Source organism: Burkholderia orbicola, from assembly GCF_900100915.1.
Lineage (GTDB): Bacteria > Pseudomonadota > Gammaproteobacteria > Burkholderiales > Burkholderiaceae > Burkholderia > Burkholderia orbicola.
The window spans coordinates 1,795,465-1,808,686 of sequence record NZ_FNKW01000002.1 but is presented as its reverse complement, the minus strand read 5'-3'; the positions used below and the strand labels follow the sequence as shown (position 1 = coordinate 1,808,686).

11 protein-coding genes are annotated in these 13,222 nt (G+C 68.0%); 5 read left to right on the top strand and 6 right to left on the bottom strand.

Annotated features, from left to right (window positions below):
* Positions 1-309 precede the first annotated feature (309 nt).
* Positions 310-1,281 carry a helix-turn-helix domain-containing protein gene (locus tag BLS50_RS24975; RefSeq protein ID WP_256334144.1) on the top strand — a complete coding sequence of 324 codons (972 nt, stop codon included), beginning with the start codon at positions 310-312 and terminating at the stop codon, positions 1,279-1,281.
* Between the two features lie 114 nt (positions 1,282-1,395).
* Here BLS50_RS24975 and BLS50_RS24970 read toward each other — a convergent pair whose 3' ends face one another.
* The 5 genes from BLS50_RS24970 to BLS50_RS24950 all read right to left on the bottom strand — a co-directional run bounded on the left by BLS50_RS24970 (position 1,396) and on the right by BLS50_RS24950 (position 6,357).
* On the bottom strand, positions 1,396-2,487 hold the full coding sequence (locus BLS50_RS24970) for a porin (RefSeq protein WP_074804850.1): 1,092 nt from the start codon (positions 2,485-2,487) through the stop codon (positions 1,396-1,398).
* A 181-nt stretch (positions 2,488-2,668) separates the two neighbouring features.
* Positions 2,669-3,391, bottom strand: a complete 723-nt coding sequence (locus tag BLS50_RS24965; protein ID WP_074804847.1) for an SDR family NAD(P)-dependent oxidoreductase — start codon at positions 3,389-3,391, stop codon at positions 2,669-2,671.
* Positions 3,369-4,490: a 2,3-butanediol dehydrogenase gene (locus BLS50_RS24960; protein WP_074804844.1), complete on the bottom strand. Its 1,122-nt coding sequence runs from the start codon at positions 4,488-4,490 to the stop codon at positions 3,369-3,371. Before BLS50_RS24960 ends, BLS50_RS24965 begins: the two co-directional genes overlap by 23 nt.
* Before the next feature lies 1 nt (position 4,491).
* Complete coding sequence (locus BLS50_RS24955; protein WP_074804840.1) at positions 4,492-5,805, bottom strand: MFS transporter; 1,314 nt, start codon at positions 5,803-5,805, stop codon at positions 4,492-4,494.
* An 18-nt stretch (positions 5,806-5,823) separates the two neighbouring features.
* Positions 5,824-6,357 (bottom strand): 2,4'-dihydroxyacetophenone dioxygenase family protein, encoded by a 534-nt coding sequence (locus BLS50_RS24950; protein WP_006480150.1) that lies wholly within the window; start codon positions 6,355-6,357, stop codon positions 5,824-5,826.
* A 175-nt stretch (positions 6,358-6,532) separates the two neighbouring features.
* On the opposite strand from BLS50_RS24950, the gene BLS50_RS24945 reads away from it, so the two are divergent.
* Positions 6,533-7,513 (top strand): helix-turn-helix domain-containing protein, encoded by a 981-nt coding sequence (locus BLS50_RS24945; RefSeq protein WP_023474941.1) that lies wholly within the window; start codon positions 6,533-6,535, stop codon positions 7,511-7,513.
* Between the two features lie 217 nt (positions 7,514-7,730).
* On the opposite strand, the gene BLS50_RS24940 is transcribed toward BLS50_RS24945, so the two are convergent.
* Positions 7,731-8,678 (bottom strand): aldo/keto reductase, encoded by a 948-nt coding sequence (locus tag BLS50_RS24940; RefSeq protein ID WP_027812888.1) that lies wholly within the window; start codon positions 8,676-8,678, stop codon positions 7,731-7,733.
* Between the two features lie 355 nt (positions 8,679-9,033).
* Here BLS50_RS24940 and BLS50_RS24935 point away from each other — a divergent pair, with 355 nt between their 5' ends.
* The 3 genes from BLS50_RS24935 to BLS50_RS24925 all read left to right on the top strand — a co-directional run bounded on the left by BLS50_RS24935 (position 9,034) and on the right by BLS50_RS24925 (position 13,197).
* Positions 9,034-11,538, top strand: a complete 2,505-nt coding sequence (locus BLS50_RS24935) for a type VI secretion system Vgr family protein (protein WP_074804837.1) — start codon at positions 9,034-9,036, stop codon at positions 11,536-11,538.
* 13 nt (positions 11,539-11,551) lie between these two features.
* Positions 11,552-12,463, top strand: a complete 912-nt coding sequence (locus tag BLS50_RS24930) for a DUF4123 domain-containing protein (RefSeq protein ID WP_074804831.1) — start codon at positions 11,552-11,554, stop codon at positions 12,461-12,463.
* Between the two features lie 122 nt (positions 12,464-12,585).
* The gene (locus BLS50_RS24925; protein ID WP_256334143.1) at positions 12,586-13,197 is read left to right on the top strand and encodes a DUF3304 domain-containing protein; all 612 of its coding nucleotides are present in this window, start codon (positions 12,586-12,588) and stop codon (positions 13,195-13,197) included.
* Positions 13,198-13,222: the final 25 nt, after the last annotated feature.

The following is a 13,222-nucleotide window of genomic DNA, read 5'->3' as shown; positions in this document are numbered from 1 at the left end:
GTCAGCAGGGTGCCGCGCCGTATTGCGGGTCGCATGTGTTTGCGTGCAGAGCCGTCAGGAGTGCGGTGCATCTAGGTGAAATCTTTACCGCATCAGGTAGCGTCCCGGCCGGGCATGGGCGTTATGTGAATTTTTTTTTGCGCGGCCGCGTCGTATGCTTCGATCCGATCCCCTCGATGCATGACCGGCACGCGTCGCCACACGCAACCGGGAAGTCGGACGAGTCGATCATCGCGCCTGCGGTGCAGGGATGCTTGCGGCCAGGTAACGGACGGACTTGAAAGCCGGATTCTTCTGGAGATGAACGTCATGATCGATTCGGGATCGCTTTCGCGGCGGCGGGACGGCGGCATTGCGTGCTGGTCGGAGCAGATCCGGCATCGATTCTTTCCACTGGAACTGAGCGCCGGCGCATCCGGCGAATTCGACGCACGCGTCGACGTGTTCGATCATGCGCGCTGCCGCGTCGCGCGTGTTTCGGCAAGCGCGCACAGCGCCTCCATCGGGCGCGACGCGTGCAGGACGCTGAAGCACCGCTACGTGAAGGTGATCTGGCAACTGAGCGGGGCGGCGACGCTCGAACAGCGTGCGGGCGAGGTGGTCGTGCCGCCCGGACATTTCACGCTGTACGAGGCGAGCAGCCCGTACTGGATTCAAAGCGACACCGGCGGCGAGTTCGTCACGATGCTGTGCGAAGTGGCCGATCACGACGCGCTGCTGGCATTGGCCCGGCACGCAATCGGCCGCGCGATGCCGACGACGGGCGGCGCGGCGGTCGCGCTCGCCAGCCTGCAGGCGATGATCGCCGAGGGCCCGCGCATGAATCCGCGCAGCCGCTTCGGCGTGCTGGAGCTGGTGGCCGCGCTGATCGCCGAGGACATCGATTTTGCGGACGGGACGGCGCCCGCGTCGCGGCGCAGGCTCCGCGACGCGTTGCTGCGCGACGCGCAGCACTACATTCATCGGCATCTGGACGACGGCGAACTGTCGCCCGATCGCATCGCGGCGGCATTGAAGGTCTGTCGCCGCACGCTCTACCAGGCATTCGAATCGATCGGCGAAAGCCCGCAGGCGATGATCCAGCGTCTGCGGCTCGAGAAGTGCCACGACGTGCTGTCGCAGACCGGCGCCGACGGCGCGAGCATTACGCGCCTCGCGCTGCAGTCGGGCTTTTCCGATCCCGCGTATTTCGCGCGGCTGTTCCGCAGGCGTTTCGGCGTCACGCCGTCGCAGTGTCGCGATGCGGCGAGGACGCGCGACATGGGCGATCCGCTGCGGTAGCGGTCGTCGATGGGGACGCAGGCAGCGGGCCCAACCGGCGCCGCGCCTTCGTCGCGCCTTCGTCGTCAGCATGCTCCGCATGCCGGAACGCCGACCGTTCGCGTCCGCGCCGGATCAGAACCGCGTACTGAACCCCACCCGCGCGATCGACTGCAACGCGCCGCTCGATGCGCCGTTCGCGTCCATCACGCCGTTGATCTGCGCGTTGCTGCCGTGGCTCGCGCGTTGATGCACGCCCGCCACGTACACCATCGTGCGCTTCGACAGCCAGTACTGGACGGCGGCGAGAAGCTGATGCGCGTGCGCGTCGTCGAGCGTGTCGTTGCCCTTCATGTACGTGTAGCTCGCGCCGATCACCCATACCGGCGACGGCCGCCACGCGGCGCCGGCTTCCGCTGACCACGCGCCCGCGCCGTTGCGCGCGTTGTGCACGGTCGTGAAGAGCGCCTTGCCCGTGACCGTACCGACCGTGTAGTGCACGCCGGCGCCCCAGTTGCGTACGCTGGTGGGCGGCAGCCCGTCGGCCGCGCCGTATTTCTGGTTCGTATAGGCGGCGCCCGCGCCGAACGGGCCGTGTTCGTAGCTGGCGCCGACGCTGACCGTGTTGTTCGCGCCGATCGACCCCGCGACGTTGCCGAAACCGTATAGCGCGCCGAAGGTCAGGCCCGACAGCGACGGGCTCGTGTACTTGACCGAATTCGCGACGCGATTGCTGCCCGCGACGCGGTCCCAGTCGAATGCGCCGGTCGGGTTGTTCGGCAGCGCGAGCCGATCGAACGGCCCGTTGCGAAAGCCGTACAGGCCGACGAGATCTTGCGCGATCTCGTTGCCGCTGGCGGCCAGCGCATCGACCATGAATTCGTACTGGTTGCCGAGCGTCAGCGTGCCGTACCGGTCGTTCTGCAACCCGACATAGGCGGTGCGCGCGAACAGTCCGCCGCCGATGATCGAGCCGTTGCCGAGCGAATACTGGTTGACGAGCCGGAAGATCGCACGCGTGCCCGCGCCGAGATCCTCCTTGCCCTCGAAGCCGAGCAGGTTCGGAAAGAAGATGTTGTCGTCGAATTTCGCGGCGCCATGGCCGCCTTGATTGCTGACGTAGCTGATGCCGGTATCCATCAGCCCGAACATCGTCACGCTGCTCTGCGCGAACGCCGCGGCCGGAAGCGTGCAGGCCGCGAGCGCCAGAAAGGTCTTTTTCGTCATCTCCAAAGTGCTCCTCACATGATCCGATCGAGCCGGATATTTTTAATGGGACTACTGATTGATATGAAGAAACATGAACCGGGAGAACCCGGTTCGGCGACGGTCAAAGGGAGCGTGGCGCGCAACGGGCATCGGCAGGTCGCGTCGATCCGGCGACCTTCCGCGGCCCGCGCGCCGCGCGCTAGACCGTCGAATACCCGCCGTCCACCGGCACGACCGCGCCGGTGACGAACGACGCGCCGGGCGAGCACAGGAACAGGATCACTTCCGCGACTTCGTCGGCCGTGCCCCAGCGCCCGAGCGGCGTGCGCTCGAGGATGCGGCGCGATGCCAGTGGGTCGGCCATCAGAGCGCTGCTGAGCGGCGTGTCGATCCAGCCCGGGGCGACCGCGTTCACGCGGATACCGGGATCGGCCCACGCTTGCGCGAGCGAACGCGTGAGCTGTGCGATACCGCCCTTGCTCGCGCTGTACGCGGGCCGGTCCTTGCTGCCGAAGTACGTGTACATCGACGCGATATTGACGATGCTGCCGCCGTTGGCCGCCAGCGCGGGCAGCGCGGCGTCGGATGCCCGCATCACCGACGTCAGGTTCACGTTCAGCACGTGCTCGAACTGGTCCATCCGGTATTCGCCCGCGTGCCGGCTGATGCCGACGCCGTTGACGAGCACGTCGAGCCGCGGCAGCGCGGCGATCGTGCGCGTCAGCGCCGCGCCGTCGGCCACGTCAAGTTCCACGCATCGGACACCGGCATGCACGGGCGCATGCGGGCCGGTGGCGTCGAGCCCGAGCGCGACGACCGATGCGCCGGCCTGCGCGAACCGCAGCGCGGTGCGCGCGCCGATGCCCGATGTGCCGCCCGTCACCACGACGGACTGCCCGTCAAACGCCCACTGACGACTCATGCTCGATGCTCCCGGTGGTGGACGCGCGACGGGCCGGCCGTTGCGTGGGTGAAACGAGGATCTTGATCTGCGCGCGATCGGCGAGCAGCGCGTCGAAGCCGTCGGCGACGGCATCCTCGAGCGACACGGTGCGCGTGACGATCGACGTGAGGTCGAGCGCGCCCGACACGACGATGCGCAGCAGGTCTTCGTATGCGTGCCGGTAGCCGACGCTCGTGGTGACGGTCAACTCGTCGTTGACCGCGCGGAACGCGTCGAAACCCGCGTGCGGCATCAGGCCGGCCATCACGACGCGGCCGCCCTTGCGCAGTGCCCGCATCGCCGATTCGAACGTGGCCTGCAATCCGGCCGCCTCGAAACTCGTATCGACGCCGAGCCCGCCCGTGGCCGCGCGAATCGCGTCCTGCAACGCGGATGCATCGAGCGTGCGCGCATCCAACGCATGCGTCGCACCGAAGCGCGTGGCGGCCGCGAGCCGTTCGGGCGACACGTCGACGGCGACGATCGTGGTCGCGCCCTGCAGCTTCGCGAGCATGATCAGCAGCAGGCCGATCGGCCCGAGCCCGAACACCGCGCAGGTCTCGCCGAGCCGCAGTTCGCCGCGCCGCAGCGCATGCAGCGCAACGGCGGCCGGCTCCATTACCGCGGCCTGTTCGAGGCTCACGCCGTCGGGCAGGCGATGCAGCATGTAGGCCGGCACGACCGCGAAGTCGGCCATCCCGCCGTCGCCCATCAGCCCGGCGAAGCCCATCGACACGCACAGGTTGTACGACCCCGAACGGCAGTACGCGCACTGGCTGCAGCGATACTCGGGTTCGACCGCGACGCGGTCGCCCGCGCGCAGCGTCGTCACGTCGGCGCCGACTTCGACGACGGTGCCGCAGAACTCGTGGCCGAGCGTCAGCGGCGCGGTGCGGCGCGACAGCGGATGCGGCGCATCGACTGGAATCGCGTGCGGGCCGTCCGCGTATTCATGCAGGTCGCTGCCGCAGATCCCGCAATACGCGACCGCGATGCGCACGTCGCCGGGGCCGACGCGCGGCGTGTCGATTTCCACGAGACGGACGTCGCGCGGGCCATGCCATTGAAGTGCGCGCATGTCAGCGTCCTCCGAGGTTGGGCGTATTGAGGCGGCCGGCCGCGGCGCCTTCGAGTGCGCGCTTGCGCAGCACGGCCGGCGCGGTTTCGACGAGGCCGAACGACAGCACGCACGCGAGGATCGCGCCGGTGGTCGAGGTCCACATCGCGAACTGCAGGCCGTACCTGTCCGCCGCGAAGCCGGCGACGGTCGGCGCGACGAAGCCGCCGATCAGCTCGCCGGCGCCCATGATCAGCCCGAGCGCGCTCGCGATCGCACGCGGCGGCACCGTTTCGGCCGGGATCGTCGCCATGAACAGCGTGAAGCAGCCGAGGCCCGTGTACGTGACGAACACCAGCGCGCCGAGCGCCCAGACCGAGCCGACGTGGATCAGCACGACCGGGCACATGGCCGCGATCAGCGCGAACCCGATCATCGTCGGCTTGCGGCCGATCCGGTCGGAGATCGCCGGCACCGCGAAGCCCCAGAACACCCACGCGGCGCCGAGGCAGGTCATCACGACGCCCATGTCGGACGGCGCCAGGTGGCGGCTTTCCACGAGGAACACCGGCGCGAACGAGATGATCACGACGAACCACGTGAGAAAGAAGCAGCTGATCAGCACGCAGAGCAGGATGTTGCGCTCCTTCAGCAATGCCCAGCGGCTGACCTGGGCGCCGCCGGCTGTCTGAGCGCCATGCGTGGCCGCGCTTTCCGCCTGCACGTGGCGCACGCCGCCGGGCGGCATTTCGCGCACCCAGCGCCAGATGCAGAACGCGATCAGGAAGCCCGGAATGCACGACACGTAGAACGCCTCGCGCCAGCCATACGCGGTGGCGATGCCGATCACGACCGGCGGGCCGATCATCGCGCCGAGCAGGCCGGCGGCCGAGCCTTGCAGCAGGCCCATGTTCAGCCCGCGGCGGCTCGGCGTCGAACTTTCGACCATCAGCGATTGCGACAGCGGCAGCACGGGGCCTTCGGCGATGCCCATCAGCGCGCGAAACGCGATCAGGCTCGCGAAGCCGCCGACGAGCCCCGACAGTGCCGAGCACACGGAAAAGCCGAGCACGGCCGCGACCAGCAGCGGCTTGCGGGTGCCGCGCGCGTCGGACCACGCGCCGGTCGCGGCGCCCGACAGCGCCCACGTGAGCGCGAGCGCGGACGACACCATGCCGAGCTGCGTGTTCGTCAGGTGCAGCTCGGCCGACATGAACGGGAACAGGAACGACAGCGCGAGGCGGTCGAAGAACACGAAGCCGAACGTCATGAACAGGATCAGCAGCAGCCTGTTCTCGTACGTCCAGGCGCGCCTGGAGGAGGAAGGGGACGTCATCGTGAGCCTCGCCGCGCGTCAGCGGAACAGCTTCTCGACCGCTTGCGCGCCGAGGCCGACCTTCTCGTAATGCGCCTTGCACATCGCGATGTACGAATGCACGTCGAAATAGCCGTCGGGATTGCCTGCGTCGTCGAGCCAGATCAGCGGGCCCTTGACGATGAAGAACGCGCGCATCGGCTCGGGGTGATCGAACGCGACGAGCGTGTGGCCCTCGCCCGGCGTCTCGTACACGAAATCGCCGCGCGTCGCGGTCCATTCGTGTTCGAGGTAACCCCATTTCCCCGACAGCGTGTACGCGAACACCTCGTGCGGGTGATAGTGCCGGTTCACCAGCCCGGCTTCCTTCGCCATCAGGATGTCGCACCATTTGTTCTGCGACGGCGAGATCCACAGCGGCCGCGACGAAACCGTTTCGGTGAACGGAACGTAATAGCGCTCGTCGTCGGTGGCCGCGTTCGGGATGTAGGCCTCGGGCAGCGCATCGGGCTTGAACGGATTGGCAATCGCCGGAATGTTTTGCCAGAATTCGGATACGGCTTTGTCGACCACGGGGTGTCTCCTTCATGGGTTGTCGTGGGCTCGACTTTATCCAGCCGGCGCGCGCCGCTCTTGACTGGGCGGGACGCATTGCTTGACCGCGCCGGACATTGCATCGCACCAGAATCCAGACGAACCATCCCCCAATCCGTGCCGCTCCGCACGACAGGCGCCAGCAGGAGGCGACGTGACGAATTCGACCGTTTTTTCACGCACGCGAGGCTCGACGGCCGACGTGCCGGCGCGCGACCGGATGGCGTACTGGGATGCGTTCAACGCGGCGACGCTGGTCGGCCTGCGCTGCTCGTCGCTGTCGCCGGCCGGGCTGGAAGCCGAGAAGACCGATATCGCGCTGCCGGGCCTCGGCATCGCCGACATCAGCGGGCAGGATCACGTGATCGAGCGCAGCCCCGCGCTGGTGCGCCAGTTGCCGAAGGAGTCGCTGTTCGCTTGCCAGATCCTGAGCGGGCGCGCGTATTTCATCCAGCACGACCGGTGCCTGCTCGCGGAGGCCGGCGATCTCGTCGTCTACGACACCCGCGTGCCGTATCTGTTCGGATTCCTCACGCCGATGCGGCAGTTGCTGATCGATATCCCGATCACGACGTTCGACGACCGCCTCGATGCGGAACTGGCCGCGCTGCCGCTGCGGATCGCGCCGAAGCCGGGCGCGGGCGCGATGCTCGGCGCAACGTTGCGCGCGAGCGTCGAGCGGTTCATGAAGGCGCCGGTGGAGCGCGACGCCGCGCGGTTCGCCGAGCACACGCGCACGCTGATCGCGGAACTCATCGACGCGGAAGTGAACGGTGCGGGCGCCTCGCGCGCGTCGCTGTCGTACCTGCTGACCGCGAAGCAGTACATCGCGACGCATCTGGGCGAGCCGGAGCTCGGGCCGCAGGCCGTCGCCGATGCGGTCGGGCTGTCGCTGCGGCATCTGGGCCGCCTCTTCGCGGCCGAAGGCGAGTCGATCACGCAGCACATCTGGTCGGAACGGCTGTCGCACGCGCATCGCGAGCTGACGGATGCGCGGCTGCGCAAGACGAGCATCGGCGAGATCGCGTTCCGCTGGGGGTTTTCGAGCCAGGCGCATTTCAGCCGCGCGATCCGCGAGCGCTACGGCGCGTCGCCGATGGCGCTGCGCGATGCGGCGCGCGAGGCCGCGGGCTGACGGCGGTTTGCGGATGGTTTGGCGGCGGCGCGTGCATCACGCGCCGTTTTCGTTTGCGGCGCGGCGAGGGTGTGGTCAGGTTCGGCGCGAGGAAGCGCGGTCGAACCGCGCGGCCATCGGCTGCCCGCCATTGCATTCATTCACCTGGCGCGCATCGCAGGCAGGCCGTGGAACCGCGATGCGGTTCTCCCGGCCGGCGCTGCCAGTGCCACGGACTTCAGGGCGCGCTGGCTTCGTCGATCTGGCGGACGTCGTCCTGATCGAGCGTGACGCGGATCGCTTCACCGAGCAGCGCGAGCTGCTCGAGCGACGTCGCGCTCGCGATCGGCGCGGTGATCGTCGGCCGCGCGATCTGCCAGGCGAGCGCGATCGCGGCCGGCTGCGTGCCGTGCTTCGCCGATACGGCGTCGAGCGCCGCGAGAATGCGCAGCCCGCGTTCGTTCAGATAGCCGGCGACGCGATCGCCGCGCACGCTCTTCTTCAGGTCGGCTTCGCTGCGGTACTTGCCCGACAGGAACCCGCTCGCGAGCGCGTAGTAGTTGACGACGCCGAGCTTCAGCTCGCGCACGACCGGCTCGAGATCGCGTTCGTAGTCGGCGCGGTTGAGCAGGTTGTATTCGGGCTGGATGACCTGGTAGGCGGGCAGTCCGTCGCGCGCGCTGATGGCCGCGGCTTCGCGCAGCCGTGCGCCGCTGTAGTTCGACGCGCCGATGATGCGCACCTTGCCCGCATCGATCAGCGTTTGATACGCGCCGAGCGTTTCTTCGAGCGGGGCCGTGTCGGCGAGATCGCGGTGCGAGAAATACAGGTCGATGTAGTCGGTCTGCAGGCGGCGCAGCGAATCGTCGACGGCCTTCAGGATGTTGTCTTTCGACAGCCCGGCGCGCGTGCCGAGGAGCCCGACCTTGGTCGCGATCACGACCTGCTCGCGCTTGCCGGAGCGCTTCAGCCACTTGCCGATGATCGTTTCCGATTCGCCGCCGTGGTTGCCGGGAACCCAGGCCGAATAGACGTCGGCCGTGTCGATGAAGTTGATGCCGGTGTCGGCGAGCGCGTCGAGCAACGCGAACGATGCGTTTTCGTCGACGGTCCAGCCGAAGACGTTGCCGCCGAACGCGAGCGGCGAAACCTGGATGCTGGATGTACCGAGGGTGCGATGTGCCATGTTCTGCTCCGTAAGCTGCGGGTGACGGGAGGGGACTGCGGGACGTGAAGCCGGTCGCGTTGAGACGGCGACTACGTGGCGAGGTTCCGCCCCCGGCGCACCAACCGGCAGGTTTCGCGCGCGTGCGCCGGCATGCCGGACGCGGTGACGTCATCACGGCGGCGACCTCCGTTCGAGCGCCGGCCCCGCCGCGCGCAAGGCGCTGTATTTATTACCGATTTTCCGTGCCAGGTTAGGGAAATGACGCATGGCGTCAATGTTGTCGCGATGCGTTGTCTACGATATCCTTTCATCCCAAAATTAAGGGAGGCAGCGGGCCGCTGCCATACGAACGAAAAATCATTCTGAGGCGGTCATGGCTGACCTGGCGGCATTCATTCGAACCCCGTTTTTCCTGCAGGACAAACGCCTGCTCGCGCTGTCCTTTCCTCACGACGACGCGCCGTCGGTGACCGACTCGTACGGGCGGCAACGTCCGGCGCGGCTGGTGGCCGAGCGTCTCGTCGCGCACGAAGGGCTCGGGATCGATTTCACGTTCGAGGTGACGCTGTTGTCGGGCGAGGCGGGCGTCACGCTGGCCGACATGCTGGGCAAGCTGCTCGCGGTGTCGATGGTGCGCCCCGACGGCGGCCTGCGTTATTTCACCGGTTACTGCACCGAGTTTTCGCTGGTCCGCAACGACGATTCGATCGCGGAATATCGCGCGGTGCTGCGCCCGTGGAGTTACTTCCTGCGGACCCGCGTGAACAACCGCCTGTTCCTCGGCCAATCGCTGCAGCAGCAGATCGGCACGCTGCTCGCCGACTACCAGGGGCTCGCGCCGTCATGGGAGTGGCGCGTGCGCGGCGACGATCCGGCACGCACGATGAACGTCCAGGGCGGCGGGCTCGGCGAAAGCGACTGGAACTACATCGTTCGCCATCTGGAAGCCGTCGGGTTCCTGTATTGGTGGGAGCATGACGAGAAAGGCCTGAAGCTGATCGTCGGCGACGACAGCACGGTGCAGTGCCCGGCCGTCGACGGCCGCTCGCCGCAGATCCGCTTCCAGACGCACGACGGCCCGATGGCCGCCGACGCCATTTCGCAATGGTCCGCGGTACGGTCGCTATCGGCCGGTAGCTACAGCGCGACGGCGTTCGACTTCAAGGCGCCGCATGCGGCCCACGCGCAGATTCCGACGCTGCATCCGCCGGGTGTCGCGCCGCAGGTCGAGCATCATGAATATGTGGGGCACTACGGCTTCGCGAAGCAGACGCGCGCCGGCGACGCGCTCGCGCGTGTGCGGATGGAAGAGATCGAGGCGGCCGCGACGCGTTTCGACGCGGCCGGCAATCATCACGGCATCCTGCCCGGGCGCTGGTTCCAGCTGTCCGATCACTTCAGCGTGGCGTCGGGCAGCCCGCAGGATCACGAGTACCTGATTCTCGAAGCCTGTCACGAAGCGGCGAACAATTACCTGCAGGCCGACGGCAAGCCCGAGTATCGCAACCGCTTCGTCGCGGGCCATCGACGTACGCCGTGGCGACCGGGGCGCGGGTTCAACAGCGAACCGGTGCGCGTGCTGGCGCCGCAAACCGCGACCGTTGCCGGCGCGAAGGGAGCCGGCAGCGTCGACGTCGACGAGTACGGCCGCGTCTGCATCGTCTATCACTGGGATCGGGCGGCGCAGATCAGCGCGCGGATTCGCGTGGCCGCCGGCTGGGCGGGCGGCGAGAAGGGCATGATCGCGCATCCGCGCGTGGGCAGCGAGGTCCTCGTGATGTGCCTCGACGGCAATCCCGACCGGCCCGTCGTGTCGGGCACCACGTACAACGCGGAACGGATGCCGCCGTGGGCGCTGCCCGACCAGCACGTGCTGACCGGCTTGCGCAGTCGCGAGCTGTCGGGCGACGGCGGCAATGCGGCGGGCGGGCGCTCGAACCACGTGCTGCTCGACGACACGCCGCAGCAGCTCCAGCTGAAGCTGCGCAGCGATACCGACGCGAGCGAACTGACGCTCGGGCACAACGTCCGCATCGACGCGACCCAGGGGCGCACCGATCAGCGCGCCCGCGGCTTCGAATTGCGGACCGACGCGCATGGCGCGGTACGGGCGGCCAAGGGCCTGCTCGTGACCAGCGAGGCGCGCTACGACGCGCGTGCCCATGCGACCGACATCGGCGAGACCGTCGCGCGCCTCGACAAGGCGCACGACCTGCACGAATCGTTGTCGGGGTCCGCGCACGACGTGAAGGCGCAGGAGTCCGGCGATCAGGACGCCGTTCATCAGGCGCTCAGGACGCAGAACGACGGCCTGAGGGGCAGCGGCGGCAATCCGCAGCAGGGCGAGTTTCCGGAGTTCGCGCAGCCGTTCCTCGCGCTCGCCAGCCCGGCGGGGATTCTGGCGACGACGACGGGGTCGACCCATGTCGCGAGCGACCAGCACGTCGCGTTGACGAGCGGCGCCCACACGAGCATCGGCGCGGGCAAGAGCATGCTGGTCAGCGCGCAGGAAGCGGTGCGCGTCGCCGCGTTCGAGAAGGGCATCCGGCTCGTGGCCGCCGCCGCCGACATCGACATCCAGGCGCTCAAGGACAGCGTCAACGTGCTCGCCAAGCTGGACGTGAAGGTCGATGCGAACCGCATCACCATCACCGCGAAGGAAGAAGTCCTGATCAACGGCGGGACCAGCTATACGCGCTGGAACGGCAGCGGCATCGTGCACGGGACCAAGGGCGAATTCACCGCGCATGCGGCGTCGCATACGTTCATCGGGCCGGACAGCCTGCCGGTGCCCGCGCGCGCGTTCCCCGGCACGGCGTGCGCGCCGTGCATGGTCAACGCGGCATCGATGGCGTCGCCGTTCGCGGCCAAGGCGTGAGGCAGGGCCGCGCATGACGAATGACCTGATCGCCGCGCAGACGGCCGACGCGCTGCAGGCGACGCTGTCGTCGCAGGACGGGCTGCGCGCTTACGTCCTGATCGACGGCGCATTGCTGGATACCTTGCCGGACGATGACAAGGCGGCGTGGCCCGCGTTCGTCGCGGCCTCGCTGCTCGGCGACGACACCGACGACGACGCAAGAGTCGTCGGGCCGCTGCTGTTCGAATGGCAGCCCGCCGCCGACAGCGCCGAGGCCGAGGCTGCGGACGCGATCGAGCCGCCCGGCATTCCGTGGCTGGCGGCGAGCGTGCTCGTGTCGCCGCTGTCGCTCGAGCGACTGGCCGCGCATCTGGCGCCGATGGTCGATGTCCAGCTCGAGCAGATGGAGAGCGTGATGCTGATGCGCTTCTTCGATCCGCGCGTGCTGCCGTTCTGGCTCGACATGCTGCCCGCCGCCCATCGAGCGTATCTGGCGCAGGGCGTGCGGCACTGGATTCACCGCGATACCGCGCTGCAGATCCGAACGGCGGACATCGCCGCGCCCGCCAACGTCAGGCAGGCCGCCGAGTTTCCGCTGCAGTTGACCCAGGCGCAGGAAGACGATCTGCTCGCCGCCTGCTATCCGTACACGATGCTCGAGCGGCTGCGTGTCGAAAAGCCCGCGCTGCTGGCGTCATTGCCGGCCGCGCAGCACTACGGCTTCGTGCGCGATCAACTGGCACGCTGCCAGGCGCACGGCGCCGAAAGCGCGGCGTCGCTGCTGATCTATTGCGAACTGGCGTTGCGCTACGGCGCGCGCTTCGACGAAGATCCGGCGATGGCCGCCGTGTTCGACGCGGTGGCGCAGGGAGAGGCGTTCCCGGACGCGCTGGCGCGGGTGCCGGCGGAGGACTGGCGGCGGATGCAGGAAGCGGCCGGGTGATGGCGCGTGCGCGACGCGACTCGAATGAAATCGACTGGAAGAGAAGGAAGTTCAATATGAACCGCTGCTGGATCACTTTGCTGTCCGTGATGGTTTTTTCCACGGCTGCGTGCAGCAAGAGCGTGAACGATGCCGAAAAGGACAGCTTGGCGCCGGGCGAAGTGAACAAATGGAACGACCCGAACTACGACGTCATCACCGCCGGGTCCTTCAACTATACGGATTACGACATCTACGGCGTCTATCTGCTGCCGCCCGACAAGAACAGCCTCGACGACGCGGCGAGCGCCGACGGCGCGCATGCCACGCCGCGGAGCGCGAAATACTGGTCCGGCGGCGGCGGCTCGCGCCCGAGTCTCGCGTGGGATTTCCGCTGGAAGACCCCGAAGACGTTCAAGGTGTGGTGGGAGCGGGTGGTCGACAAGCGCGCGATGGAAGCGTCGTCCGCGAACTACGACCCGTATACCCACCGGGAAACCCAGCCGGGGATGGCGTGGTGCGAAGGCGAGATCACGGTCACGCGCCCGCCCGTCAAGGACAAGAGCGGCGGTATCGTGCTGCACTTCTTCCCCGATGGCCGCGTGGAAGGCGACATGGATTTCGGCGTCGACGGCCCGGACCCGAAAGTGGCCCTGTCGAAGCGCGACGCGCAGCGCAAGCTGACCGACCGCGCGTGCCTGAAGGAAATTCCCAATCCGTTCTATGGGCGCAAGAAGCCGGCCCAGTGGAATTGACGCTGGACGCGTGACCGGAACAGGA

What these genes read in the sequence shown, in the direction of transcription:
- BLS50_RS24970 (WP_074804850.1), bottom strand. Translation starts at nt 2,487, where the DNA reads ATGACGAAAAAGACCTTTCTGGCGCTCGCGGCCTGCACGCTTCCGGCC.
- BLS50_RS24955 (WP_074804840.1), bottom strand. Translation starts at nt 5,805, where the DNA reads ATGACGTCCCCTTCCTCCTCCAGGCGCGCCTGGACGTACGAGAACAGG.
- BLS50_RS24975 (WP_256334144.1), top strand. Translation starts at nt 310, where the DNA reads ATGATCGATTCGGGATCGCTTTCGCGGCGGCGGGACGGCGGCATTGCG.
- BLS50_RS24960 (WP_074804844.1), bottom strand. Translation starts at nt 4,490, where the DNA reads ATGCGCGCACTTCAATGGCATGGCCCGCGCGACGTCCGTCTCGTGGAA.
- BLS50_RS24940 (WP_027812888.1), bottom strand. Translation starts at nt 8,678, where the DNA reads ATGGCACATCGCACCCTCGGTACATCCAGCATCCAGGTTTCGCCGCTC.
- BLS50_RS24965 (WP_074804847.1), bottom strand. Translation starts at nt 3,391, where the DNA reads ATGAGTCGTCAGTGGGCGTTTGACGGGCAGTCCGTCGTGGTGACGGGC.
- BLS50_RS24935 (WP_074804837.1), top strand. Translation starts at nt 9,034, where the DNA reads ATGGCTGACCTGGCGGCATTCATTCGAACCCCGTTTTTCCTGCAGGAC.
- BLS50_RS24930 (WP_074804831.1), top strand. Translation starts at nt 11,552, where the DNA reads ATGACGAATGACCTGATCGCCGCGCAGACGGCCGACGCGCTGCAGGCG.